At 67.5% G+C, this 25,081-nt stretch carries 20 protein-coding genes; 12 read left to right on the top strand and 8 right to left on the bottom strand.

The genetic code is table 11. From position 1 onward, the window contains the following. Positions 1-104: 104 nt before the first annotated feature. The 3 genes from PSV00_RS01530 to PSV00_RS01540 form a co-directional block, all read right to left on the bottom strand. On the bottom strand, positions 105-3,494 hold the full coding sequence (locus PSV00_RS01530; protein ID WP_300443975.1) for a TM0106 family RecB-like putative nuclease: 3,390 nt from the start codon (positions 3,492-3,494) through the stop codon (positions 105-107). Between the two features lie 164 nt (positions 3,495-3,658). Next, the gene (locus PSV00_RS01535; RefSeq protein WP_300444285.1) at positions 3,659-3,910 is read right to left on the bottom strand and encodes a helix-turn-helix transcriptional regulator; all 252 of its coding nucleotides are present in this window, start codon (positions 3,908-3,910) and stop codon (positions 3,659-3,661) included. 63 nt (positions 3,911-3,973) lie between these two features. After that, complete coding sequence (locus PSV00_RS01540; RefSeq protein ID WP_300443977.1) at positions 3,974-4,204, bottom strand: helix-turn-helix transcriptional regulator; 231 nt, start codon at positions 4,202-4,204, stop codon at positions 3,974-3,976. A 96-nt stretch (positions 4,205-4,300) separates the two neighbouring features. On the opposite strand from PSV00_RS01540, the gene PSV00_RS01545 reads away from it, so the two are divergent. From PSV00_RS01545 to PSV00_RS01560, 4 genes are all read left to right on the top strand, one after another. Then, positions 4,301-4,804 carry an RNA polymerase sigma factor gene (locus PSV00_RS01545; RefSeq protein ID WP_300443979.1) on the top strand — a complete coding sequence of 168 codons (504 nt, stop codon included), beginning with the start codon at positions 4,301-4,303 and terminating at the stop codon, positions 4,802-4,804. A gap of 14 nt (positions 4,805-4,818) precedes the next feature. Beyond that, entirely contained in the window at positions 4,819-5,799 is a 981-nt protein-coding gene (locus PSV00_RS01550; RefSeq protein WP_300443981.1) for a FecR domain-containing protein, read from the top strand. A 76-nt stretch (positions 5,800-5,875) separates the two neighbouring features. Then, positions 5,876-8,815 (top strand): TonB-dependent receptor, encoded by a 2,940-nt coding sequence (locus tag PSV00_RS01555; RefSeq protein ID WP_300443983.1) that lies wholly within the window; start codon positions 5,876-5,878, stop codon positions 8,813-8,815. Positions 8,816-8,821: 6 nt separating this feature from the next. Further along, a complete protein-coding gene (locus tag PSV00_RS01560) occupies positions 8,822-11,326 on the top strand; it encodes a prolyl oligopeptidase family serine peptidase (RefSeq protein WP_300443985.1) in 2,505 nt (834 codons plus the stop codon). Here PSV00_RS01560 and PSV00_RS01565 read toward each other — a convergent pair. From PSV00_RS01565 to PSV00_RS01575, 3 genes are all read right to left on the bottom strand, one after another. Next, entirely contained in the window at positions 11,262-12,992 is a 1,731-nt protein-coding gene (locus PSV00_RS01565; RefSeq protein ID WP_300443986.1) for an asparagine synthase C-terminal domain-containing protein, read from the bottom strand. The genes PSV00_RS01560 and PSV00_RS01565 overlap by 65 nt on opposite strands. A 1-nt stretch (position 12,993) precedes the next feature. Next, complete coding sequence (locus tag PSV00_RS01570) at positions 12,994-13,635, bottom strand: lasso peptide biosynthesis B2 protein (protein WP_300443988.1); 642 nt, start codon at positions 13,633-13,635, stop codon at positions 12,994-12,996. Positions 13,636-14,371: 736 nt separating this feature from the next. Continuing rightward, entirely contained in the window at positions 14,372-14,857 is a 486-nt protein-coding gene (locus tag PSV00_RS01575; protein WP_300443990.1) for a helix-turn-helix transcriptional regulator, read from the bottom strand. A gap of 232 nt (positions 14,858-15,089) precedes the next feature. Here PSV00_RS01575 and PSV00_RS01580 point away from each other — a divergent pair, with 232 nt between their 5' ends. From PSV00_RS01580 to trbB, 4 genes are read left to right on the top strand one after another with little or no spacing between them, the layout of a single operon-like run. Then, positions 15,090-15,719 (top strand): GntR family transcriptional regulator, encoded by a 630-nt coding sequence (locus tag PSV00_RS01580; RefSeq protein ID WP_300443992.1) that lies wholly within the window; start codon positions 15,090-15,092, stop codon positions 15,717-15,719. Next, positions 15,720-17,597, top strand: a complete 1,878-nt coding sequence (locus tag PSV00_RS01585) for a type IV secretory system conjugative DNA transfer family protein (RefSeq protein ID WP_300443994.1) — start codon at positions 15,720-15,722, stop codon at positions 17,595-17,597. It abuts the gene before it with no gap. After that, on the top strand, positions 17,584-18,024 hold the full coding sequence (locus tag PSV00_RS01590) for a hypothetical protein (RefSeq protein WP_300443997.1): 441 nt from the start codon (positions 17,584-17,586) through the stop codon (positions 18,022-18,024). The genes PSV00_RS01585 and PSV00_RS01590 overlap by 14 nt, the downstream gene beginning before the upstream one ends. Beyond that, positions 18,024-18,980: a P-type conjugative transfer ATPase TrbB gene (gene trbB, locus PSV00_RS01595; protein ID WP_300444000.1), complete on the top strand. Its 957-nt coding sequence runs from the start codon at positions 18,024-18,026 to the stop codon at positions 18,978-18,980. Before PSV00_RS01590 ends, trbB begins: the two co-directional genes overlap by 1 nt. 184 nt (positions 18,981-19,164) lie before the next feature. Here trbB and PSV00_RS01600 read toward each other — a convergent pair whose 3' ends face one another. After that, complete coding sequence (locus PSV00_RS01600) at positions 19,165-20,082, bottom strand: nucleotidyl transferase AbiEii/AbiGii toxin family protein (protein ID WP_300444002.1); 918 nt, start codon at positions 20,080-20,082, stop codon at positions 19,165-19,167. Beyond that, complete coding sequence (locus PSV00_RS01605) at positions 20,069-20,893, bottom strand: type IV toxin-antitoxin system AbiEi family antitoxin domain-containing protein (protein WP_300444003.1); 825 nt, start codon at positions 20,891-20,893, stop codon at positions 20,069-20,071. The genes PSV00_RS01600 and PSV00_RS01605 overlap by 14 nt, the downstream gene beginning before the upstream one ends. A 456-nt stretch (positions 20,894-21,349) precedes the next feature. On the opposite strand from PSV00_RS01605, the gene PSV00_RS01610 reads away from it, so the two are divergent. The 4 genes from PSV00_RS01610 to PSV00_RS01625 are packed head-to-tail and all read left to right on the top strand — an operon-like array spanning position 21,350 to position 25,076. Beyond that, positions 21,350-21,670, top strand: a complete 321-nt coding sequence (locus PSV00_RS01610) for a TrbC/VirB2 family protein (protein ID WP_292098464.1) — start codon at positions 21,350-21,352, stop codon at positions 21,668-21,670. Next, positions 21,670-21,933: a VirB3 family type IV secretion system protein gene (locus PSV00_RS01615; RefSeq protein WP_292098465.1), complete on the top strand. Its 264-nt coding sequence runs from the start codon at positions 21,670-21,672 to the stop codon at positions 21,931-21,933. The genes PSV00_RS01610 and PSV00_RS01615 overlap by 1 nt, the downstream gene beginning before the upstream one ends. After that, positions 21,887-24,379, top strand: a complete 2,493-nt coding sequence (gene trbE / locus PSV00_RS01620) for a conjugal transfer protein TrbE (RefSeq protein WP_300444005.1) — start codon at positions 21,887-21,889, stop codon at positions 24,377-24,379. Before PSV00_RS01615 ends, trbE begins: the two co-directional genes overlap by 47 nt. Then, positions 24,330-25,076, top strand: coding sequence for a conjugal transfer protein TrbJ (locus tag PSV00_RS01625; protein WP_298746804.1), 747 nt, complete (start codon positions 24,330-24,332; stop codon positions 25,074-25,076). Before trbE ends, PSV00_RS01625 begins: the two co-directional genes overlap by 50 nt. Positions 25,077-25,081: the final 5 nt, after the last annotated feature.

Consider the following 25,081-nt stretch of genomic DNA (forward strand, 5'->3'; position numbering starts at 1 on the left):
GGAGGCCGCCTCTGGCCGCGGTGCCTGGGCCGCTCCTGGTGCATAGGCGTTGCGGGTGCAGCCTCATTCCGGCCGGTGTGGCGGCGCCAAGAGGCTGACCGACACTAGCTTGCGATTTCGAGATACCGGCAGAAGGCGTTGGCCAGCTGCATCTGCCGGGGCGTGCGGCAGTCGGCTTCGAACACGCTGGGCGATCCGACCAGAATGGAGAGGCATTTCGCCCGCGAGGTGGCGACGTTCAGGCGGTTGGGGCTGTAGAGAAACTCCATGCCCCGGGGGGCGTCGGCATGGCTCGATGTGGCCATCGAATAGATGGCGATCGCCGCCTCCTGACCCTGGAACTTGTCGACGGTTCCAACCTTCGCCCCGGGGATTCGCCGCTGGATCTCGTAGACCTGGGCATTATAGGGCGCGATGATCAGGATGTCCTCGAGGGTCAAGGGATGCGAGCCCTTGCGGTCAATCCACGTGGCCCCGGCGTCGACGAGATCCTTGACGATGGCGGCGATGGCCGCGCCCTCCTCGAGTGACGAGCTCTGGTTGCCGCTGTGTGGGATGGACAAGAATCGGAGACCTGAGCCGCTGAATGCGCCGGCGCCAACGATGGCTTGCGCTTCGGACCCAGGGCGCGGGCTGAGCTTGCTCTCGTAAAATAGTTCGGACGTGTAAGCGCAGATGGACGGGCAGAGCCGCCAGGTCTCCTCGAGGAAGAGGCCTTCGTCCGGGGCGATGGTCTGTTTGCCATTGAGGAGATGGTGCAGGGCAGAGCATTCGGCGCCTTCGGGATGGCTGCCCTGGGTCGGTTGATCGAGTTGCTGCGGATCGCCAACCAGCACCAGCGTTGACGCCGCCTGTGAAACGGCCAGGACGTTGGCGAGCGACATTTGTGCGGCTTCATCGACAAACAGGACATCCACGGTCTGGAAGGCGTCTGGCGACGACCAGAGCCACGCCGTACCGCCGGCCACGTGACAGCCGGTGCCAAGGGCGGCGAACAGGCCGGCGGTCTTGGTGACGATCCGCATCCGGTGGGAGTCGTCTTCCTTCTCCTTGGGCTTCTGAACGCACTGGACGTCGACGCCGGTCTCGTCGGCAGCCTCGACCACCGCGTTGAGGAGGTTGCGGATCACCGAGTGGCTGTTGGCGACGACGCCCACCGTCTTCCCTTGCGCCACCAGTGCGCAAATCATGTGGGCGGCTGTGTAGGTCTTCCCGGTGCCCGGCGGTCCCTGGATCGGCAGCACGCCGGCGGCGAGGTGCGTCGCAATGCGGCGCGCTGCGTCGAGCGTCGCCTCGCCTTCAATCCTCAGATCGGCGCCGTCAAGAAGGGGTGGGCCGCCCCGCATCAGCAGCGCTCGCGCGGCGGCGTAAGGCCCCTCGCCCGACATGCCGTGCGCGACCACGTGGGTTGCGAGACGGACCAGGGACAGCTGCATGGGTTCGGGCGAAACGTACTCGTGGACGAACACTGCCTCGGGGTGCAGCGCCGCCGTATCCTTGCGGGTCTTGATGTCGACGGTTTGGGCGGCGGAGGAGATATCTTCCACCGCGCCCATGGGGTGGCCGCCCTCATACTGCAGCGCCTTGCCAGGCCGGACGTCGGTGTCCTGCGGCGGAAACCGGTAGCGATGGACGGGCGCGGCCGGCGTGCCGCCAACGATGCCTTCGAAGGTCAACCCTGACAGGGCTGACTTCTCATCGATCAGTTCGGCGGCGGTCAGGTCACGAAGGCGGAAGAACTCCCACCAAGTCGCCTTGTCCTCTCGTCGGTGCCACTCCAGCATATTGGCCAGCAGCCAGCGGCCGTGTTGCTCCTGGGTGCGCTCGAGCGGGTCTGCGGGGACGTCGCCCGTCAGGGCCTCGACCAGGGGCGCGATGGTGTCCAGCCATTGCCCGACCTTCTCGGATGGGGCGCCGTCGCCCGGATCCGGCCGTGCAATGTCGACTCCCCCCGCCACCCGTTCCGCCCGCAGTTCTTCAAGCCAGCCCCGCAGACGGCGCGTCGAGACGCAGTCCTCGCGGTTATAGGCCTGCACGGTGGCGCGATCCGCGTCGTCGATAGCGGCCAGATCATTCAGTTCGAGGCTGGTCTGCAGACGGGTGAGCGCCAGCCGGGCGTCGGGCAGACTGGTGTCGCGCACGAAGCCATACAATGGTTCGAGCTTCTTCAGGGAGTAGCTCTCGACGCCGGCGCGGAGGCTCTGGCGGGTGACGCTGAGAAGATCGACAGGCAGGAAGCCGCGAAGGATGCGATCGAGGTCGTCTTCCCGCGTGGCGTAGCGGCCCATCAGCCGCTTGAGTGCGCCCGTCTCATAGCCGCCGAAGTGATAGATGTGCAGATCGGGAAACCGAATCCAGCGCGTCATCATGAAGTCGATGAATTGCTCGAAAGCGGCCTTCTCATCCGCGCGTGTCAGGGCCCAGAGCGGCGTGTAGATCCATTCACCGTCGTCGGCCTGGTGCTCGTAGCCGAGCAGATATTCAAGCCCATGCTCACCCACGAAGGGGTCCGACTCGAAGTCCAGGAAGACGTCCCCGGAGGAGGGGGCGGGCAGGCGCGACAGACCAAACCCCTCCTGGTGGTCGAGCAGCTCGAAGACGTTCGCGCCCGTCTCGCGCGCCTGCACCTGCACCCGCGCCTGCTCCCGCACCCGGACGTAGGAACTGGCTGCGCCGCGTTCGGGCTTCCAGGAGATCGGCACCTGCATCGCGGCCAGCGCGGCTGTGGTGGTGATGGCCTGATTGACGAGTTCAACCCTCTGGTTCTTGGAAATACCAGCCACCAGGCTGAGATGATCGTCAGCCCGTCGCCGTTGATCGCAGCTGTCGCGCCAGCGACAGATTTCACAGAACGGGTTGGGCTCGGGATAAGTCTGGCCAACGGCCGGGTTGGCGACCGCCGCTTCCAGGCTGCGCCTTACGACGCGATAGTAGGCGGCGAAGTCCGCTGTGCGAAACGTCTCGGGCGTAAAGTCGGTGTAGGGGGCGACGACGTGCATCAACTCGGGGGAACGACCCTGCACGTCCGCGAGCAGATCCGAGTAGAGGCTGATCTGCAGGACGGTGGTGCCCTTGGTTTCACGGGCGAGCTTCGTATCCTCTACCTCATAGGACCAGTCGCCGAGCGCGCTCGGCGTTTCGATGCGGCGCAGCACATCCGTCCGACCAGCCCAAGCGCCCGTCCGCAGGGCACCTTGAAGGATGATGGGCTTGCCCGACCGCATCGCCGCTGTGGTGTCGGCGACGGCCTCTGGGGTGATATCGACACCGTCGATGGTGACGATCTTGAGACCCTGATCTGTGAGGTGGTCGACGTAGCTCGCCTCATGCTGCTTGCCGCGCTCCCAGAGAGCCTCCAACGCCGGATCCCAAACCTTGGGCTCCGGCAGGCTCCCGCTGGCGACGGACCTGTCCAACTCGGTGAGGTGGCGGCAATTCAGATGCCCGACCAGATCGGTGGCGCTGAGCCGGAGGTCGTCGCCATCGCATTTCATGCGCCAGTAGGTACAGTTGAGCTTGTGCGCGTCAACAACCGCCGATTTTGTCGGTGGCGAGTCCCGCTCGGACTCCCCCCAAGCGCCGTTGCGGAATGTCCGGAGTTCGGCAATCCGCTAAAGTCCGCTGCTGGCGCTGATCAAACATCACAGTTGCGGATATGTTAGCGGGACCTCACGACGGCATTCGAATCTGTCTCTGAGGGCCTTGGGTCTTCAAGAAGACGAGATGGAGCAACCCTCAACGCCTCCGCTAATCGTCCTAGCGCGCGCACAGAGGGATTTCTGGTGCCACGCTCAAGATCGCTTAGATAGCTCCGCTTCATGCCGGCCCTGAAAGCCAACTCTTCTTGCGACAACCCTTCTCGATCCCGAAGCGTTCGCACGTTTTTCCCGAAGAGGGCCACAACGTCCATCACGACAGATGGCCCAAACTTGTTCCCGAGCGCCGCCCACCAGTCGTGTCATTTCGTCCATCTTCAATCCTGAGTACCCGGTTCCTCCGGGTCTCTAAGCAGCCGACTTGGCGTTACACCGAGTGCATCTGCAATGCGTCCAAGTGCACGCACCGTTGGGTTCCGTGTACCGCGTTCTAGATCGCTCAAATAGCTACGCTTAAGGCCTGCCCGGAACGCTAGTTCCTCCTGAGAAAGCCCAGCCCCGAGCCGGATGGTCCTCACGTTCCTTCCAAGCTGGGAGACGACGTCCATTCCCGCACTTGGGCGGAAGAGCGCGATAGGCGCTGTCCCCTAAACGTGTCATTTTCGACGCCTTGGGTGATTTGTCTGCTTGTTGGGGATCCAGCCGTGGCGGAGGGCTTCGATCGGATGAATGAGGAAAGCCAGGCGTCTCTGTCTGACATTTACAACCGTTATTCTAACTGGTTCCGGGCCCGACTTGTGAGGCGCTACGGGGCGCAAGACGCTGAAGATCTTCTGCAGGAAACTTGGTTGCGGGTCGGCCCGTATCAAGTCGCTCAGGGCGTCCGGCATCCCAAAGCGCTCTTGCTGCGCATCGCTTCAAATCTGGCGGCGGACCTTTATGCCGGACGAGATCGTCGGGCTCGTTGCGCCCGTGAAGTCGGTCAACTGGACGGGTGGGGCGTTGAGATGCCCGCTCAGACGGACGAGGTACTGGCGAAACAGCTTGTCCTCAGCTTGCCTGTGCCCCTACGCGATGTCTTTGTGCTATCCCGGTTCGGCGGTCTGACGAACGCTCAGATCGGAGAGCAGCTCGGGATTTCTCCCAAAACCGTTGAGTGGCGCATGACCAAGGCCCTGGCTCACTGCGCAGCCCAGCTTCGGCGCTAGAGATGGGGCGCACCATGACCGGCCCGACGATCCGGGTTGAAACCGCGGAGACAGAGGCGGCCGCCTGGCACGCCCGTCTGGGCGCGCGTAACGTCAGCACCGGCACGATTGAGGAATTCTTCGCCTGGCGCGCGGTGCCGGCGAACGCCGAGGCCTATCGCCGCGTCGAGAAGGTCTGGGCCGATACGGGCAAGCTGGCGGACGACCCCGCCATCCTGGAGGCCCTTGATGCGGCGATGTCGCGCAAGGCCGGCACGGGTCGGTCCCGTGCTGTCCCGCGGGGCCTTTTGGGACTGGCTGCGGTCGGCGCGGCGGCGGCGCTGGCGATGGGCGGTTGGGCGTGGATGCAGAGCAGGACGGTCTTCGTCACAGGCGTGGGCGAGCAGCGCGTCGTGCAGTTGGCCGACGGGTCGTCGATCCGGCTGGATACGGGCTCGCGGGTCAGGGTTCGGTTCGCGGGCGACCAGCGCCTCGTGGATCTTGAGCGCGGACAGGCGCTATTTACCGTGGCCCACGACCGGGCGAGACCGTTCGTCGTCCAGGCCGGTGGGACACAGGTGACGGCGGTCGGCACAGTGTTCGATGTTCGCCGTGACGCCGCCGCCGTCAGCGTGACCCTGGTGTCCGGCGTCGTCGATGTGGCGCCGGCGGGGGAGGGCAGGGCGGTGCAGCGGATGGTGGCTGGCCAACATACCCGCGTCACCGCCAGAGAGGTCGCCGTCCGTTCAGTCGATGTGCAGGCCGAGACCAGCTGGACGGACGGGCGGATCGTCTTCCGCGACACACCTCTGCGGTTGGCCGTGGCCGAAGTGAACCGGTATCTGACGGCGAAGATCGAACTGGAGGCTACCTCACTGGACGCCGTGCCGGTCAACGGGGTGTTCAGGACAGGAGACCGGGAGGCCTTCGTCTCCACGGCCTCGCAGGTATTCGAACTTGAAGTCACTCCGGGGCCGGATGGAACCGTCCGCCTCTCGGAGCGAAAAAATAATTGAGAAACCTCTCCGGGGTTACCCGGGGTCTGAACCGTCTCTTCTCTGACGCCATGTGGCGGGGAGGGGAGCCATGAATATGAGTCGCTCGAGTTTTTTGTCCTGCAGTGCGCTGGTCGCCTGTGTTCTCGCCGTCAGCACGACGGCCTGCGCCCAGGAGGCGCGCGACTTCAACATCCCGGCCGGGTCGCTGGGAGACGCGCTGAATCTGTTCGCGACCCAGTCGGACCAGCAGATATTTTTCACCGGGGATCTGGTCGCCGGTTTGCGGACACCGGGACTGAGAGGGCGCCATGCGCCGCCGGAGGCATTGAACACTCTCTTGCGAGGGTCGGGCCTGTCCTGGTCCCAGACGCGTCCGGGGGTCATTTTCCTGCGCCGAAGCGGGCCGTCCGAGGCGGCGAAAGGCCCCGTCCTGCTGGACGAGGTCATCGTCACGGGCACCCTGCTGAAGACGTCTGGCGAACTCGCCTCGCCCGTCGTCGTCCTGAATCGTGACGATCTGGATCGCCGTGGGCCCGCCACGGTGGCCGAGATCCTGAAGGATCTGCCCCAGAACTACGCCGGCTCGGCCAATCCCACGGCGACCCTGGCCGGGGTCGATGGAGCCGGGTCCAACTCGGTGTTCGCCACCGGCGTGAACCTGCGCGGTCTCGGGCCCGACGCCACCCTGGTCCTGGTCAATGGCCGCCGGCTCGCGGGCACGGGTTACCGGGGCGAGTTCGCCGACGTATCGGCCCTGCCATCCGCCGCGGTCGAACGTATCGATATTCTGCTCGACGGGGCCTCCGCCCTTTACGGCGCCGATGCGGTGGCCGGCGTGGTCAATGTGATCATGCGCCGGGCCTTCAATGGCCAGGAATCCCGGCTTCGGATTGGCGCCGCCGAAGGCGGGGCCGAGGACCTGATGGTATCGCATCTCGCCGGAACCTCCTGGGAGACCGGGTCAGCCCTGCTGTCGTACGAATACCAGCAGGTGAACGCATTCAGTTCTCTGGACCGGCCCTGGACCGCGGACGGGGACCTCAGACCTTTCGGCGGTACGGATCACCGGACGCCGTTCGCCTCGCCCGGCAACATCGTCGCCTTCGACCCGGTGGCCAGGGGCTACGTCTCCCGCTGGGCGATACGGCCCGGTCCCTCGGACACCGCCACGACCCCGGCTGATTTCGCGGCAGGGGAGGCCAACCTGCAGGCGACGGCCCAGGGGCAGGATCTCTCGCCCGAAACCGAACGCAGCAGCGTCTACGGCCGTATCCGGCAGAGCCTCGGCGAGCGCCTGGAACTCACGGCCGACCTGCGCTTCAGCCAAAGGGACTACAGCATCGCAGGGGCGACGACGCCGGCCGTGTTCAACGTCACGAGCGCCAATCCCTGGTTCGTGTCGCCGTCCGGGGCGGCGTCCCACACGATCGGTTATTCGTTCTACCGGGACCTGGGACCGCCGCACCGGTTCGGTTCCTCGCGAAGTCTCGGCGTCACCGCCGGCGGTGCTCTGGATCTCGGCCAGGATTGGTCGCTGGAGGCCTATCTGGCTCATGCAGAGGAACGGGGCTCGTCCGGGACGGAAGGGCGGGTCAACTCGCGATTCCTGAACGAGGCGCTCGGCAATATTCCGGATGATCCGGCGACTCCTTATCGGGCGGCGGTGGACGGCTATTTCAACCCGTTCGGAGACGGGACCGCGAACGGTCGGGCGGTCCTGGACTTCATCAGCAGCGGCTACACCCGGGCCCACGATCGGAGCCGGGCCAGTTCGGCCAACCTGCTGCTCTCCGGCCCGCTCTTCAACCTTCCCGCGGGGCCGGTGCAGGCGGCGGTTGGTCTGCAGTTCCGGCGCGAGGGCTTCAATACCCAGGTCGAGAGTCTCGGCTCGACCGTGGCGCCGGTGCTGACAATCACGCCCGAGCAGGATCGCAAGATCAGCGCCATCTTCGGTGAGGTGCGCGTGCCGCTGGTGGGGGAGGGGAATGCCCGAGCCGGGGTCCAGCGTCTGGAGCTTTCGCTCGCGGGGCGGTTCGAGGAGTACGACGACTTCGGCTCCACGGCGAATCCGAAACTGGGAGTGATCTGGTCGCCGCTCGAGACCGTGTCGGTCCGGGCCTCCTGGGGCACATCCTTCAGGGCGCCCGGCCTGCCACAACTCCACGACGCCTCGGCCATCTCGGTGACCTCCCTGCCGCGGGCGGGCGCGAACGTCCTTTCCCTGTATCTCTATGGCGGCAATCCGGACCTCGAGCCGGAGACCGCAGAGACCTTTACACTCGGCTTTGATTACCGACCGGTCGGCGGCGGCACTCTGAGCGCGAGCCTGTTCAGCACCGAGTTCAGCGACCGCATCGCCCAACCCGTGGCCGCCAACATCGCCCGCGCGTTGACCGACCCGTCGCTCCAACCCTTCGTGACGCTCGTCGATCCGGCCAACAACCCGGCCGACCTCGCTCTGGTCAACAGCTACTTGAACCGTCCGGACTTCGCCGGCGGGAGCCTGTTCCCGCCGACAGCCTACGGGGCCATCCTCGACGGGCGTTGGGTCAATACCGGCGCCGTGTCGGTTCGGGGTCTGGATCTGTCGGCGCGCTACCCGCTGCTGACGGGGAGCCATGCGCTCTCGCTTGACGCCTCCGCCTCCTGGTTGATCGACTATGACATCCAGCCCACGCCGACCGCCGATGTGCGCGACGTCCTGGGCCTTGTCGGATATCCGGCCCGCCTTCGGTCCCGCGCCGGCGCTCTCTGGTCGTACGGAAGCTGGGGATTTGACGCTCACTGGAACCATGTGTCGGCCTATGAGGGCCTGGCCGGGCAGGAGATCGCGGCCTGGAACACGATTGACGTACGCGCGTCGTGGTCGGCGGCGTCGGGGCCTTTCGCCGGTCTGCAGCTGGCGCTTTCTGTCCAGAACCTGACGGACGAGGATCCACCCTTCTACGACTCGCCGGCGGGGTACGGGTTCGACGCCGCCCAGGCCAGCGTCCTGGGGCGCACCGTCGCCCTGCAGATGATCAAGCGTTGGTAGGGCACCATGATGATCGTCCTCCTGCGTCGCCTCGCGGCGGTCGCGCTGACGCTTGCCTGCCTGTCGTCCGCCGCCCACGCTCAGGGTCGCCCCATGACGATCCGGGATGTCGTCTCAATGTCGTCCTTCGGCGCGGCTTCACTGGATCCGGGCGGGCGATGGGCCGTCTACGAACGGCGAGCGGCATACGCCGCCGCCCCGGCCTTCGATCTCGATCACCGGTCGGTATGGACCCTCAGCGAACTCTGGATCGCGGAGACCGGCGGCGGGAAGTCGCCGGAGCGTCTCTTGCCGGCTTCGGAGGGCCTCGGCCTGCTCCTCAGGGACTGGTCGCCGTCAGGGCGGCGGCTGCTGATCTACAGGCTCAGAGACGATCGGTTCGAGGCGGGCGTGGTCGAGATGTCCGATCGGACTGTCTGGTGGACCGGCCTGACGCCGGATGCCCCGTTTACGGGTTCGACCGCCGCCTGGCTTGATGATGACCGGCTTGGACTGACGGTGCTTCAGGACGCGCGGCTGCCATGGCTCTTTCGCTATGCAGGGGGAGCCCAGGCCGAGATCGCGCGCCAGTGGTCGGCCCAGGCCCGAGGGCGCGAACCGAGCCGGACCGTGGTCGACACGCTCGGCGGCGCGGCCACGACGCAAACTCCCGCGCGCGACCGGTCGCTGGTCCTGCTTGATATCGCTCGCCGGGAGGTCCGCCCCCTGACGTCCGGTCTGATTCGGGATTGGGCCGTCTCCCCGGATGGTGGCGCCATCGCGGTGCTGCGCGCCGGTTCTCCGGTGCCGATCAGTCCCGACGGCGTGCGTCAGTTCGGCAACCCCGAGCGGGGGCGGCTGGAATTGATCGAGGTGGCAAGCGGACGGGCGACCTCGCTGCCCGCCGGTCTGGATGTGGCACCGCACCTGCTGCGGTGGACATCCGCCTCCGACGCCTTGCTGGTCTGGGTTCGGCGAGATGGAGAACCCTGGGCTGGCGGCGATCTGGCGCGCGTGGAGCGAGACGGCGCGCTCGTCCGTATTGATCGTCACGGCCTCGACCCGTTCCCGCCGGGTGGCGACATCGACCAACTCGCCGGCGTGCGCGCGGACTGGATCGGCCAGACGCCTGTTCTCTACGCCCGGCGGCGAGAGGCCTCCCGGTTTGATTGGCAGGCCCTGGCTCCTGGAGAACCGCCACGCGAGCTGACGGCGGACCTGAGCCAGGCGCCGGGCCGACTATCGGCCATTGGCGACGAAACGGCGCTCATCTTTGCGGGCGGCGGCCTGTGGGAGATCGGGGCAGGCGGGGTGGCGCGCCGTAGCGCCGCTGAGGCCGCTTGGTCCGATGCCCAGACCGCCGATCGGATGAAGCCGGTTCGCCTGCGCGTCAACGCGCCGCCGCGCCGGGATTGGGCGCTGGCGATCGACGGCGCCGGAGGCATGGCTATCTTGCAGGCTGAAGCACGCCCGGTTCCGCTGGGGGTGCCGGATCCCTCCGGTGAAACAACGGTGCTGTCCGCCACGGCTGGAGCGGCGCTCGTGATCACCCGCGATCGCGGAATGGAGACCCTCAGGCTGGCGGTCCCGGGCGAGGACCGCAAACTGGACCGGGTCAATGCGGGGTTTGCGGACCTCTCCCTGTCCCGGCCTGTGCCCGTGCCGCACCTGGACGCCTCGGGGCGGCCGACGACAAGCTGGCTCTTCCTGCCGCCGGGTCGGCCGCCGGAAGAGGCCAGGGGCGTGGTGGTTCTCGCCTATCCCGGGGCAGTCGATGACGGGCGCTTCCTGAGCCCGCCGAACCTGCTCTACGGGCCGCGGGCCGCCCTGCTCGCCTCGGAGGGCTATGCCGTCCTCTCGCCCTCGATTCCGGTCGCCGCATCAGGGAGCGGAAGTATCGCGAGCTTCCTGACCGATACGGATCTGGCGGTCGACGCTCTGTGGGCGGCCTGGCCCAGGCTCCCGCGAGACCGGACAGCCTTTCTGGGGCACAGCTTCGGCGGATATCTCGCAGTTGCCGCGGCGGGCCGATCGACGCGGTACCAGACCTACATCGCCTGGGCTCCGGCCACCGACCTGCTGGGCCTCTGGGGTGAGTTCACCCCGGCTAGCCGCGCCATGCCGGAAGAAGGCCTCACCCTGCGACAGCAGACGGGTTGGGTCGAGGCCAACCAGGGCGGAATGCCGGGGCCGCCGTGGACGGCGAGCGAGCGCTACCTTGAAGCCAGCCCTTATCTGACAGCGAACCGGATCACGGCGCCCATCCTGCTGATCACTGCGGATCGGGACTATGTGCCGATGTCCCAGGCGGAGCGGGTGTTCAGCGTGATCAATCGCCAGGGTGGCCGGGCCCGCCTCATCACCTATTGGGGCGAGGGACACGTCAACATCAGCCCGGCCAATATCCTCGATGTCTATGACCAGATGCTTCGTTGGCTGGAGGAGACCCTGGGCGAGGTCCCGGTCGCTACCGTGAGCTCAGACACCGACTCCACGCTCGTACCCACCCCTCTACCGCCGCGGCCGTCATGATTTCCCCATAGGTTCCGCGCCAGATCAGATTGTCTCGCGAGAGCATGGTTTCCGCGGCCGCCCGATTGATCAGGCCGGCCTCCGCCAGCCGACCTTCGAGCAGCCACGGCCGGAGGAAGTCGAGGTTGTCGGCGACCATGCGGCCATAGATGGCGGACATCTCGCCCTTGGTACGGCGCTCGGTGATGATCGGGGGCAGACGATCGCGGAACGCGGAGCGCGCCAGCCCCCGGTCACGCTGACCGAGGACGAGCTGTGTGGCGGGCAGGGCCAGGCAGGTCTCGACGACCGGTTGCGACAGCAGGGGTGTCAGCACATTGACGACCCGGGTCTGCAAGGAGGGGGATTGGCGGCCGATCCCGTCGATCAGGCCGGCGATCTGCAGGATCTTCGCAGGCCCGAGATCGGCGCAGTCGCCAAGCCAGTGGGGAATCGTCGGGTGCCCGATTGGTGTGATCATCTCGTTGCGTCGCGCAGGGCGGGCTTCGGTCAGTTTTCGCGCGCCTGCGATAAGAGACCAGATCGATCGATCATTGAGCCTGGCGAGCCCCGGGAGGGCGGGGGAGGTCAGCGCTCTCCGGCCGCGGGCGCGCCAGAGATCCGTGAACACGTCAGCCGTCGCACCCTGCAGCAGGATGGAATCCCCACCCCGGCCGGTCATGATCGCCGTCGCACCCGCGGCATGGAGGCGACCGGCCCAGTCGCGGTCGTGGTGCATGTCGATCCCGGCGAGTCCCGGACGGACGCCAAGGGAAATGGATTCGAAATCGGCCTCGTTCAACGGCCCGCTGGCATGGGGCACGCTGACGATATCGATACCGAGCGCGGCTCCGAGGGCGGTGGCATAGGGACGTTCATCGGACTGGGCCTCCGCTCCATAGAGATTGATCCATGGGGCTACGTCCTTGCGCGCGCGGATGAGGCTGGCGGCCACGAGGCTGGAATCAAGGCCACCCGACACCTCCGCGGCGAGCGGGCCAGAATCGAGGGCGAGGGCCCGCACGGCGTCGTCGAGCGCCAGGGTCAGCGCCGCAGCGGCTTCGGCGTCGCTGACGGGCTGCGTCGCGCCGCGCCGGACGATGGCTGCGGGCGTCCAAAGCGCGGTCGGAAGGGTCTTCAGGGGGGCCGGTTGGACGGTTCCGGGAAGGATGGCGACCGGACCGTCGAGCAGCAGGTCCTCCCACACGAGCAAGGGGTCATGCAGCGCCTGGGCGACGCGATCGAATGCGATGCTCCAGGACCGCGGAACCGGCAGCCAGGCCGGCACCTCGGATGCAACGATCGTCAGACCGTCATCCTCCCATGCGATGCAGTCCAGGCCGCCGCAAGGATCACGCAGGATCTCCGCCACCTCGCCTTCGCCCGATATCCGAACGCCCACGAACCGGCCCCAGAAGCGCGCCAGCAGCTTGCGTTCGTAGCTCCAGGGCTCCTGGTCCGTGTCTGGCCTTACGATCCGATGCTCCCGGTGAAAGACCTGGCCAATCAAACGCCAGGCACCCACGAGCAGGGTGGCGGGAGGTGATGGTCCCTCGACCGCCAGCCAGGCACGGGCGCTCAGGTCAGAAACGGTCATACCGGCGGTGATCGCCTGGGATCGCAAGGTGTCGGCGCGTGCGCTCGCCGCCGACGCCGGTCCCCTGGACACGATCAGATAGTCGCCCACCTCAGAAAACGGCGATGGGGGTGAAGGAGCGGACGCGGTCGAACCGGTCGCCGATCACGAGGTCGTCGATCTGGAGCCAGCAGTGAGCGAAGAAGGGCCAGGTCTTGACCCCGAAGACCCAGTCCACGCGCTGGCCGTCGGATGCGAGGACGCGCCGCAGCTGATAGGCGCGTTGAAGACAGAGTCCCTCGAACGGGATGAAGGGCAGGACCGTGCGATAGGCGGACACCCGGGCCGAAAACCGCCGACAGTCGAACGGCGTCGGCCGGCTGCTCCGGGGCTCTGCGGCGTCGACCAGTTGCGCCAGTGATTGACCCCGGAACGCCGCGGTCGCCGCCAGAGTCCGGATTGCCGTGTCCAGGCACGCGATCCGCCCCGGGTATTCATCGGCGGTCAGTTCGCCTCGCGGCGTCACCGGCGTGCGGCAGGTCGGCGCTCCTGGATCGGGGGCGAGGAGGCCGGCTGACTGAAGTTCTTGCAGGACGTCGTCGTCTGCGGAGACCGCCCCTGATCCGACGGGCGTGAGCTGATTTCCGCCGCCAACGAGACATGAATACCGGTCGGCGCCGACGTCGAGAATGACCACGTCGTCACGGATCCGAACCATATGCAGACCGGCTGCAAGGGTCACCTGGCGTGCCATGGGGTCCTCCTGATGACGGGCCTCGGGGCGGTCGCCACAAGGACGACCGCCCTTTCGTTCAGGCCGGGGTGCGGCTCTGGACGATCAGCAGTTCGAAGTACGGTCCGATTTCGCCGTCCTGGGTGAGCGCCTTGGCGCTGCCGAAGCTGACGAGGCGGAGTTTGGGCGTGGTCATCACAGTCTCCTTGGGTTGATCGCCACGGGTGTGGCAGCCCCAGTGAGCGCGCTGTGTGGCCAGCAGAAAAGCTATATCTGGAGTATATTCAACGGCACACTCCCGACCGCGCACATTCAGATTTTGGTTGTGAGCGACCTGCGCACCGCCAAGCCGCGAACGGGCTGGACGCGGTGCTTTGGATGGCCAGCGGGCTAGGGAGAGTGAACTCGTTTCGCGATTTCGGATGGGCCGCAAAGAGCGTCGACGGATGGTCTCGGACGCGAGGGCTTCCGGGCAGGGATGGCCTTCATGAGGCTTCAGTCTTGGCCTCCGTGGCCGCCCCTTTGGGGGCGACCACTCAACCTTCAGGCCGGCGTGCGGCTCTTCACGAACATCAGTTCGAGGTACGGTCCTTCCTCGCCATCCCGGGTAAGCGCCTTGGCGCTCCCGAGGCTGACGAGGCGCAGTTGGGGGGTTGTCATCACGGTTTCTCCTTGGGTTGGTCGCCACGGATGTGGCGCAAGGAGTGAGCGCGCGGCTCGACCGTCTGAAAAGCTATATCTGGAGTATATTGAGGGGTCAGCGCCCCGGTTTGGGACGTTTGGAAAGCAGCTCCGCCGCGCCCGTCTGCAGCCAGGCCTGGGCCTGTTCGCTGGTTTCATCGCCGTCCAGCAGGGTGTCGAACATTCCGGTGATCGCGGTGATCAGGGTTCGGGCGTCCAGGTCCATGAGACGATCCTGGATGGCCTGGTCGAAGCGCTGGATCGCTACCGTGAGGATGGTCGCCATCTTGTTGTCGGCGCAGCGCCGGGCCAGGTCGGACGATCCGATCACGACCGACAGGATGAGCGCATAGGGATCGCTGTTGGTCGCCGTGGCGAACCGATGGATATGGTCCAGGTTGAGGCGGGTAGCGCCCGACTCGAAGCGTTCGTAGGTTCTGAGCGCCATGTTCATGGCGCTGGCGACATCGGCCGTGGTCATGCCGCGATGTCTGCGCACCGCCTTGACCGCCGCGGAAAGCAACTCGCCGTCACGGGGCAGGTCAGGCGGGACTCCACTCATCGGCGAAACCTCTCAAACACGGGATGGTGCGACGGGACGCTTCAGTGGGCAACGCTCATCCTTTCGTTTCCGTACACAACCGGTGCTCCTCCGCCACAAAGCGGCGGGGGAACCGACGACGCATGGCGGATATTTCGACGTTTTATGGCGCTTTTGGCAATTCGGGGATGCAACTCATTGGCGAGCCGGTCGATCCGCGCCAGAAACCCTGGCTCCCTTCCTGGAGACGACCGTGACCCGAAAGCGCGATCCCTTCCTCCTTGCCCTGGAGAGCATTCGCCATCTGTCCGAGCAGGGGGCCTATGCGCCCGGGACGCCGATCGTGATCATCGAGGAGGCCCGGCGCCTGCGGCTGTCGACCACGCCGGTGCGCGAAGCTCTCGCCTGGCTGTGCGGCGAGGGCTTGATCGAACGGGCGCCCTTCGGCGGCTATCTGGCCTCGCGGATCGACGCGGCCCTGGTTCGGGACCGGTTCGCCTTTCGGCTTCATTGCCTGACGACAAGTCTGAACCTGGCCGAGGCCGTGCAGGACCGTGATGAACCCGTTCCGTCGTCCGCCGCACCGGAAAAACGGCTGGCCGAACGTCTCGACCGCATCGTCCGGGGCGCGGGCAATCAGGTCCTCGCGGAAGCCTTCGAACGGGTCGGTCGCCAGCTCCTGCCGCTGGCCCAGGCGGAGCAGCGGATCCTGCATGATCGTGAAGCCGAGGCCGTCTCTATCCTTCAACTGGCCGACGCCGGCACGATCCCGGCGCTCCGGCAGGCCCTGGTCGCCTATCACCAGCGCCGGATGGACGCCGCGCCGGTGCTGGTCCTCGACGTCTCCGGAGAGCGGCGGGGTCCTCCCGGTGAGGCGGTCTAGGTGCCGGTGCGGCTGGCGTGCCTCGGTCTGGGCCTGCTGCTGGGATTGCAGGCGGCGACGCAATTGTTCGCCTGGACCTATCACTGGGCCCCGGCGCTTGGCCCGGCGATACGGGTTCATCCTGACCTGGCGCTCTATCCGCCCTGGGCGATCCTGGCCTGGCGCGGGGAGTTCGGCGACGAAGCCCGGACAGCGGTCTCACGTAGCGCGCCGCTGATCCTGTTGGGTGCGGCGAGCGGCCTGGGGCTGGGTTCGCTTCTCGGGGAACGGACGGCGCGCCGGATCCGGGGGTGGGGCGGCTGGGCCGAGGCTCGCGGCGCGGGTCTGCTCAGTCCGGCCGGCGCGGTGCTGGGGGTATTCAGGGGGCGGCTGCTGGCGACAGCGGACCTGCGACCGACGCTGGTGACCGGCGGGACCCGCAGCGGCAAGGGACGAGGCCACGTCATCCCGACGCTGCTGTCGTGGACGCCGAGCGTCCTGGTCCACGATCCCAAGCGCGAACTGTGGCGGATCACCGCCGGCTGGCGGGCGCGGTTCTCTCATGCCTTCTATTTCGCGCCGCGGGATCCGGCGTCCGCGCGCTGGAATCCGCTGGCGGAGATCCAGCCGGGACCGGGCGAACTGGCGCAGGTCCAGCGTCTGGTGGCCATCCTGTCCGATCCCGGTGGGGTTCGGGACGACGAGGCGATCTGGGACAAGGCCGCCTCGGAAATCCTCGAAGCGGTGATTTTGCACGTCCTCTACACCGCCGAGGACGCCGACAAGACCCTGCTCAGGGTGCGCGAGCTTCTGGCCGATCTCGACGATGCCGCCGACGGGATGATGAAGACCCTTCACCGGTCGGGGGCGGGCGGGAAGCCCGAGACCCATCCGTTCATCCAGACCGCGGTCAAGGGCTATGCCGCAATGCACGACCGGTTCCGGACCTCGGTGCAGGGGACGGCGCGGTCCTATCTGAAATGGTTGGCCGGCGAGGATGTGGAGCGGGCGCTGTCGGCGTCCGACTTCGCCATGGGCGATCTGATGTGCGCCGAGGCGCCGGTGTCGCTCTATGTCCAGGTGGCCCCGGCGGACGCCGCTGCGCTGCGGCCGCTCGTGCGGTTGATGTTCTATTCCGCCGCCCAGGCCCTGACGGCGGAGGAGACCAGGGACGCGACCGGCCGGGAGAAACACCACAAGCTTCTGATGGTCATGGACGAGTTTCCGCTCCTGGGGCGGCTGGCCTTCTTCGAGAAGTCGCTGCGCCTGATGAGTGGTTACGGGGTCAAGGCGATGTTCGTGGCCCAGTCGCTCAATGACATCGTCGAGACCTACGGCCAACACAACACCATCCTCGACAACTGCGCGGTCTACACCGCATTTTCGGCGCTCGATCCGCTGACCCAGGACAAGGTCTCGAAGCTGACGGGGTCGGTGACGGAAACCCGCACCAGCCGCAGTGGGCCCGCGGGACTGGGGACGGGCCGCAGTTCGGTGTCCCGCGCGGAGATCGAACGGCCCTTGCTGGAGCCGGGCGAGATTCGGTCGCTGCCGGACGATCAGCAGCTGGTGTTCGTGGCGGGACATCGGCCGCTGCGAACCGAAAAGCTGCTCTATGACCGGCGCGAACCTTTCCGGAGCCGCGCGGGGGAAACCCCGCCCGATCAGGGCCGGCAGCTCGACGTACCGCCCCGCGCCCCTAATCCGTGGGCGGGGCGCCGCAGCCTCGGGGAGGACGCTGAGGCGAGCCTGCCTCTGTTCAAGGAGGTGGCGGCGGCCATGGACGACAAGAAGGTCGCCGCCAGGGCGGCCGATATCTACGGGCGGGTGGCGCAGGAGATGGCCGCACAACAGGCGGTCCTCGATCAGTTGCAAGGACCAGGAAATGCCCAGGACTAACCCCCAGACCGCCCGCGTGCAGGTCTATCTCACCGATCCCAAGCTCGCGACGGCGCTTAATCGCGAGGCGCGGGCAGGCCGGATGCCGCTCAGCCAGGCCGCCGGGCGGGCGATCTCGCGGGGGCTGCAGAAATCGCCCCAAGCTGATCCCGAGGATCGGCTGCTGCAGCTCGAACGCTCGCTGAGGGACCATATGCGGTCGACGGCGCGGGACATGCAGATCGTTCAGGAACTCCTGATCGAGGTGGCGCGGGCCTTCTTCCTGCGGCTGCCGGACGCCGTCGTCGATCAGGATCCGACCGTCCAGGCGGCCGTGGACCGGCGGATCGAACGGCTGCTCGACGCCACGGCCGCACGGATCGTCGCGGGCCGAACCGCGACCGACACGGTCGCCGGGGAACCCCGCTCCTTTGACCCTCAGCCCTGATGGCGGTCCATCCGATCGTCGCGGAACGCAAGCTGGAGGCCCTACGGCACGCGCTCGGACCGACGGTTCTCGCCGCCCTGGAAGAGTCCGCTGTCGTGGAGATCCTCGCCAACCCGGACGGACGGCTGGTGCTCGACCGGAGCGGGGAGGGGCGACGTGACACCGGCCAGACCCTGTCGCCGGAGGCGCGCGAGCGCGCCATCAAACTCATCGCCGACTATGTCGGGGAGACGGTGGCGCGCGAGGACCCGCGTCTGTCCGGCGTCCTGCCGGGAACGGGCGAACGGTTCCAGGGACTGCTGCCCCCGATCGTCGCGGCGCCGGCCTTCTCGATCCGCAAACGCCCCGCGGTGATCTGGGGGCTGGCCGACTATGTTCGCGGCGGCGTGATGACGCAGGCCCAGGCGGACGCGCTGCGACAGGCGGCGGCCGAACGCCGCAACATCCTCATCTCCGGCGGGACCGGCTCGGGCAAGACCACCCTGGCCAATGCGGTGCTGGCCGAACCCGCCTTCGCCGGGGACCGGGTCTTCCTGATCGAGGATACGCCGGAGCTGCAATGCTCGGCCTGGGACGTGGTCGCGGTGCTGACCCGGCGGGTGCCGGTCGTCATCGGGGTGGTCGATCTGGTGAGGGACGCGCTGCGGATGCGTCCGGACCGGATCGTGGTCGGCGAAATGCGCGACGGGGCCGCCGCGCTTGAGACCTTGAAGAGCTGGAACACCGGGCATCCCGGTGGTCTGTCGACGATCCACGCCAACTCCGCCGAAGACGTGCTGCGTCGCGTCGAGGATCTGATCATCGAAGTGGTCGCCCGGCCGCCCCGGCGCGCGATCGCCCAGGCGGTCGACCGGATCGTCCATATCCGGCGCACGGTCGAGGGCCGACGGGTGGAGGCCGTGCTCGCCGTCGAAGGGCTTGAGGCGGATCGTTACCGGCTGACGCCGCTCGCGTGAGGACAAAGCGCGCCGGCGCTATGCGGCTTCCGGGTGGATCGCTGACATCGCGACGCCTGGAGAAGCGCTTCGCCGCCGCGGCCTGTTGATGTGGGCTCGGCCGGCGGCGCGGCCATGCGCAGGTCCGGTCAGTCCGGCCAGGAAGGCGATGTCCGGGCGCGATCGTTCCGGTTACGGCGCCGCTTTACGACGGCCAGACGGCGCGCAGCCCTTCCACCAGCAGGTCCCGCCGGCCGGGCGCGAGCTGGTCCAGATTCCGTTGCTTCCAGCGGACCGCCGGCAGGTCGGCGATGCCCGGCAGGCCTATGAGGGACCAATCCGGTTCGCCGCTTTTGAAGCCGATCAGGAATTCGCGATGCGCGGTCGGCATATCATCGACGACGATCGTGGTGAGGGCTTCGCGCGCGGCGATCAGTTCGTCGAGGATGACCGGCTCCAGCGTCATGCCGACGAAGCCTCGCTGAAACTCCCCGGCGATATCCTTGCGGCGCGGGCGCAGCACTTCGGCCATCGGGCGAGGGTGGCTGATCAGATAGGCGATGAAGGCCTGCCGCAGTTGATCGTCCACGCCTTCATTGGCCAGGAGGTCGCGCACGTCGAACAGATCGCGCGGGTGCTGGCGGTCCAGGGCGGCGGTGATCTTTCCGGCATAGAGGTCGGGGAGCGAGACCATCCGGGCTTCGGCGAAGCCGAACCGGTCCTCCACAGCCGGCGCGACGTCCCGCAGTTCTGCGGCGAACACCGTGCCGCGCAATACGGGCGTGACCTCGATCTTGATCTGGACTCCGTCCGCGGCGACGAGAAGTTTGTCGATCGTGCCTTCGGGCCGCGCCTGGCCAGGCGTCACCACGACGCGGGGCAGTCGTTCGGCCATGGAGGCCGCGATCCGCCTCAGGCCGGCGTCGATCGCGGCCAGGGACTCGGCCCGTTCGTGGACGGGCAGATAGGTCAGATCGATATCGACCGAAAGGCGCGGGAGATTGCGGACGAACAGATTGATGGCCGTGCCGCCCTTCAGGGCGAATTCGGTCTCGGCCAGAACGAACGGCAGAGTGCGGATCAACAGCCGGACCTGGCGCTCGTAGAGATCACCGAACGGCATTGAAATCCTCCGGCACGGTGATGCGGTAGGTCGGGTCAAGCCGGCCCCCCTTGGCCAGCATGCGGTTGCCGCTGCCGAGGTTGATCGAGGTTCGGTCCAGCCGCTTCAGCCACCCGTGGCCGTGTCGATCGGCGAAGAAGAAGAACAGGCGTTTGACCTTGATACTCCGGCAATCGTCGAGGAGCAGTTGCAGGCGACGCGGGCTGAGATTGGCCAGGCCCTCCACCAGGGCGTCGACCTGATCGAACGTCTCGCGGTCGGGAAGTTCGTCGAGCAGTTCAAGCAGGGCGCGTTCGGGCGTCGACACGAGCATCGGCCATTTCCAGTGCCCTATGGGCATTTCGGCCACGCCTGCCTGGCCCCAGGCAAAGGGATCCGCCGGCCCGGAAGGCTCCTCGCCCCGGAGTCCGAACCAGGCGGCGTGGCCAAACAGCCTGGCCGGATTGTGATAAAGGAAGGCGACGCCGAGCTTGAGGTCGTTCAGCCAGGTCGGCGGCCGGGTCAGGCCGTACAGATGAACCTCCTGGACCTCGCGGCTCAAATAGTGGCCGAACCCCTGGAGTTCGAGCGCGGTGCGGCCGCCTACGACAAGTTGGTAGTCGAGCAGCGTTTGCAGCGACAGGACGACAAGGCGCCAGTCAAGCGTGCCGCGCGGGCGGCGATAGACGCGGCGGGCGGGTTGCTCGAGCCAGCCGGCGGCGACGTATTTGGCGCGGAGCGAATTGTAGTAGCCGTGCTCGTTGAGCCAGGCGGAGTCCACCACCAGCCCCTCCGGCAACAGCCGCTCCAGCTTGTTTAGCTTACCTGACATTTGAGCACTTATGGTGCTCAAAGTGAAGAAATGTCAAATGTTGGATCATCCGGACGCTCTGTTTGAGCACCCGGAGTGATCAAACTCTCGTACTATAAAACGGCTAATCCTGGACTCCTGGCCGGGTCTGGGGAGAAGGGCGAAGGCGAAAGCCCGGTCGTTCTGGTGCAAGGCGGGCATCGCCATCAGCAGCCTGCGGCTGCACACCCCGCGAGTGACCGAGAGCGCTGCGTCACGAGGAGACCGACCGCCAGTCGTCGCAACTCATCCGGCGAGTTGGGAATGGGTCGTCGGGACCGACGTAGTCCAAGTTGTTTCCAGAGTTGATGCAAGTCGTCAACAAGTCGTCGGCAAGTCACTGAATTTACTTACATAAAATGATTGACAGTCCGCGGGATTATTTGCTTGCAATGAGTCGCCGCGCGGTGACCTGCGCTGAAACAAGGGAAGCAGATCATGCAACGGAGACTGGGGCGCCGCCTGTTCGGCGCAGCGATGACGTGTGGCCTGATGCTGGCCGGACCGGCCCTCGCCGGAGGCTCGGGCATGCCCTGGGAAGGGCCGCTGCAGCAGGTGGTGCAGTCGATCACGGGACCGGTCGTTCAGGCCGCCGCGGTCGTGGCCGTGGTCGTCTTTGGAGCCGGCATCGCTATGAGCGAGAACGGCTCGTCGATGCGCCGGGGACTGGGCATCATGTTCGGCCTGTCGATCGCCTTCGCCGCCTCGACCTTCTTCCTGGACTTCTTCGGCTTCGCCGGCGGCGTGGAGATCGGGTGATGGACCCGCGGCCGGACGGATGGGAACTGCCGGTGGCCCAGGCCCTGGCCGAGCCGGTGCTGATGGCCGGCATGCCGCGCGGCTACGCCATCGCCATGGGCACGATCGCCCTGGTGCTGGGGCTGGCCCTGCGGATCTGGTGGCTGGGCCTGCTCTGGTGGGCGGTCGCCCATGCGATCGGCCTGTGGGCCGCCCGGTCCGACCGGCGCTTCTTCGATGTGCTGCGCCGTCATCTGGCGCTGCCCGGCCATCTGGACGGGTGAGGGCGCGATGCGGTTCCTCGACGAGCATCGCAGGCGTCCGGCCGCCCTGGCTGACCATCTGCCCTGGGCCGCCCTCGTCGCGCCCGGCGTGGTCCTCAACAAGGACGGCTCGTTCATGGCCGGGTTCCGGTTTCGGGGACCCGACCTGGAATCCTCGACCGAGGACGAACTGATGGCGGTGCGGGCCCGGCTCAATAACGCGCTGAAACGGCTCGGGTCCGGCTGGTGCCTGCATATGGAGGCGCGCCGTCGTCCGGCCACGGCCTATCCGGAGAGCGCCTTTGACCTCGATGTGGCCTGGCTGCTCGATTCCGAGCGCCGCATCCGCTTCGAGGATGCCGATCCGGCCTTCGAGACGGATTTTCGCCTGGCCCTGACCTGGCTGCCGCCGGCCGACGAGACCCGCCGCATGGAGCGGTGGCTGTTCGACGGGCTGGCCAAGGGCGGCCACGACTGGCGGCTCTCGCTTGCGACCTTCGGCCGCGAGGCCGATACGACGCTCGACCTGTTGTCCGATGCCCTGCCGGAGATCACGCGGCTCGACGACGCGGACCTCCTGACCTGGCTTCACGACAGCGTCTCGCCCAAACCCTTCGCGGTGCGGCCGCCCGAGACGCCGATGTTCCTCGACGCCTGGCTCGCCGACGCCGGCCTGACTGGCGGGGTGGCGCCCCGGCTGGGCGACCGCTGGCTCAAGGTGGTCTCGGTGCGGGGCCTGCCGTCGGTGACCCGGCCCGGGCTGCTCGACGCGCTGGGGGCCCTGCCGTTCGAATACCGCTGGACGGCGCGCTGGATCGGCCTGGACAAGCCCGAGGCCGAGCGGGAGATCGTCAAGCTGAGGAAGCGCTGGTTCGCCAAGCGCAAGGGCGTCGGCGTCCTGCTGCGCGAGGCCATCACCAAGGAGGAGGTGCCGCTCCTGGATACGGACGCGGCATCCAAGACCGAGGAATGCGACGGCGCACTGGCTGCCCTGGGGGCCGAGAGCTGCGCCTTCGGCTACCTGACCGTGACCGTCACCGTGCTGGACGCCAGCGAGACGGGGGCCGCGGCCAAGGCCAGGGCGATCGAGGCGGCGCTCAACGCCCAGGGGCTGGTGGCCCGGATCGAGGATCTCAATGCGGTCGAAGCCTGGCTAGGCTCGTTGCCCGGCGAACCCTATGCCGATGTGCGCCGGCCTCTGGTCTCGACCCTGAACCTGGCCGATCTGCTGCCGGTCTCCGCCGTCTGGGCGGGGCCGGCCGAGGACGCCAATCTGCAGGGGCCGCCGCTGGCGACGGCGCGCACGACCGGCGCGACGCCGTTCCGGCTGGTGCTGCATGTGGGCGACGTCGGCCACGCCATGGTCGTGGGCCCGACCGGATCGGGCAAGAGCGCCCTGCTGTCCTTCCTGGCCCTGCAGTGGTTCCGTTATCCGCAGGCCAGGGTCGTGTTCTTCGACAAGGGCCGGTCGGCGCGGGCCGCGACACTCGCGGCCGGAGGGCGATGGCAGGCGCTGGAGCCGGGCGCCAGGGTCTCGCTCCAGCCCCTGGCCGGGATCGACCGGGAGGATGAGCGGGCCTGGGCGTCGGAATGGATCGCCGAGACCGTGCGGCTGGCGGGGCTGGAGCCGGCTCCGAGAGTGCGGGAGGAGATCTGGCTGGCCTTGTCCGCCCTGTCCGAGGCGCCGGTGTCGCAGCGGACGCTGACGGTGTTCTGCGCCCTGGTCCAGGACAAGGCAGTCGCCGCCGCCCTGGAGCCGCTGACCCTGAAGGGGCCACACGGCGCGCTGCTCGACGGGGAGGGGGAAGCCCTGACGCCGACCCGGTTCGACACCTTTGAACTGGAGAGTTTGATGGGGACGCCGTCGGCGGTGGCGCCGGTGCTCTCGGCCCTGTTTCATCATCTCGAACAGAGTTTCGACGGCCGGCCCACACTGCTGGTGCTGGACGAGGCCTGGCTGTTCCTGGGCGAGACCGCCTTCGCCGCCCGGATCCGGGAATGGCTCAAGACCCTGCGCAAGAAGCGGGTCTGCGTGGTCTTCGCCACCCAGAGTCTCGACGATGTGGCGGCTTCCCCGATCGCCGCCAGCCTGATCGAGAGCTGCCCGACCCAGGTCTTTCTACCCAATCCCCGCGCCCTCGAGCCAGCCTCCGCCGAGCTCTACCGCGGATTTGGCCTGAACCGGCGTCAGCTGGAGCTGATCGCCTTCGCCACCCCCAAGCGGGCCTACTACTGGCGCCAGCCGCGCGGGCGACGGCTGTTCGACCTGAGACTGACCGGCGTGGCGCTCGCCCTGTGCGGCTCGAGCGCGCCGGAAGACCAGACCTTGATCGACGACATTCTGGAGCGATCCGGATCTGACGACCGCCGACCGGGCAGCTTCGCCCGTGAATTCCTCAAAGCCAAGGGAGTGCAAAATGTGGATTCCGTTCTCGACGCCTTCGCCGGCCCGCTCGCGGCCGAATAGGCTGGCCTCGATCCTGGGGACCGGCCTCGCGGCGGTCAGTCTGCTGGCATCGTCGCCGGCCCCGGCCCAACAGGTCGTGTTCGACCCACGCAATCACATCGAGAACGCGCTGCAGGCGGCGCGTCAGCTGGAGAGCCTGGCCAATGAGGCGCGCAGCTTGGCCGCCTCGCCCTACAGCCACCTGACCCAGTCGAGCCAGTCGCTGCGAGACATGGCCGAACTGGCGCGGACCGCGCGCGGGATCGCCGGCTCGGTCAGCGGCCTGGAGCAGCAGTTCCGGAACCTGTATCCCGAGGACCTGTCGGGTTCCGACATGCTGAGCCTGCTGGAGCAGGGCCAGGCCAGGACCGCCAATGCCCGCCGCACGGCCGAGGATGTGGCCCGGACGGCCGCGGAACTGGAGCGGATGGGGCAGGGGCGGTCGCAACGCCTGGCCGGCGCCCTGTCGGCCAGTCAGGCGGCGACCGGCCAGACGGCGGCGGTGCAATCGTCCAACCAGCTTCTGGCGGTCCTGGCCGAGGACCTGGCGGCGCTGCGCACCATCATGCTGGCCCAATCCCGCCTGCTGGCCGAGGCCACGGCGCGTGATGCGGCGGACCGGGCCTCCGGCGACGCCGCCCGTCGCCAGCGCTGGGGCCGTCAGGCCGGGGCACCGACGGCGCCGCGCTTCAATCCCCTGTCCCATGCCCAGGACTGAGGGAG

Origin of the sequence: Brevundimonas sp., assembly GCF_029945885.1 — a bacterium.
Lineage (GTDB): Bacteria > Pseudomonadota > Alphaproteobacteria > Caulobacterales > Caulobacteraceae > Brevundimonas.

Excerpts from the sequence above, each read along its gene's own strand:
- PSV00_RS01610 (WP_292098464.1), top strand. The coding sequence starts at position 21,350 with ATGCAACGGAGACTGGGGCGCCGCCTGTTCGGCGCAGCGATGACGTGT.
- trbB (WP_300444000.1), top strand. The coding sequence starts at position 18,024 with ATGGCGGTCCATCCGATCGTCGCGGAACGCAAGCTGGAGGCCCTACGG.
- PSV00_RS01570 (WP_300443988.1), bottom strand. The coding sequence starts at position 13,635 with ATGGCACGCCAGGTGACCCTTGCAGCCGGTCTGCATATGGTTCGGATC.
- PSV00_RS01600 (WP_300444002.1), bottom strand. The coding sequence starts at position 20,082 with ATGCCGTTCGGTGATCTCTACGAGCGCCAGGTCCGGCTGTTGATCCGC.
- PSV00_RS01625 (WP_298746804.1), top strand. The coding sequence starts at position 24,330 with ATGTGGATTCCGTTCTCGACGCCTTCGCCGGCCCGCTCGCGGCCGAAT.
- PSV00_RS01535 (WP_300444285.1), bottom strand. The coding sequence starts at position 3,910 with ATGGACGTTGTGGCCCTCTTCGGGAAAAACGTGCGAACGCTTCGGGAT.
- PSV00_RS01615 (WP_292098465.1), top strand. The coding sequence starts at position 21,670 with ATGGACCCGCGGCCGGACGGATGGGAACTGCCGGTGGCCCAGGCCCTG.
- PSV00_RS01540 (WP_300443977.1), bottom strand. The coding sequence starts at position 4,204 with ATGGACGTCGTCTCCCAGCTTGGAAGGAACGTGAGGACCATCCGGCTC.
- trbE (WP_300444005.1), top strand. The coding sequence starts at position 21,887 with ATGTGCTGCGCCGTCATCTGGCGCTGCCCGGCCATCTGGACGGGTGAG.
- PSV00_RS01605 (WP_300444003.1), bottom strand. The coding sequence starts at position 20,893 with ATGTCAGGTAAGCTAAACAAGCTGGAGCGGCTGTTGCCGGAGGGGCTG.
- PSV00_RS01560 (WP_300443985.1), top strand. The coding sequence starts at position 8,822 with ATGATGATCGTCCTCCTGCGTCGCCTCGCGGCGGTCGCGCTGACGCTT.
- PSV00_RS01550 (WP_300443981.1), top strand. The coding sequence starts at position 4,819 with ATGACCGGCCCGACGATCCGGGTTGAAACCGCGGAGACAGAGGCGGCC.
- PSV00_RS01530 (WP_300443975.1), bottom strand. The coding sequence starts at position 3,494 with ATGAAATGCGATGGCGACGACCTCCGGCTCAGCGCCACCGATCTGGTC.
- PSV00_RS01575 (WP_300443990.1), bottom strand. The coding sequence starts at position 14,857 with ATGAGTGGAGTCCCGCCTGACCTGCCCCGTGACGGCGAGTTGCTTTCC.
- PSV00_RS01555 (WP_300443983.1), top strand. The coding sequence starts at position 5,876 with ATGAGTCGCTCGAGTTTTTTGTCCTGCAGTGCGCTGGTCGCCTGTGTT.
- PSV00_RS01590 (WP_300443997.1), top strand. The coding sequence starts at position 17,584 with ATGCCCAGGACTAACCCCCAGACCGCCCGCGTGCAGGTCTATCTCACC.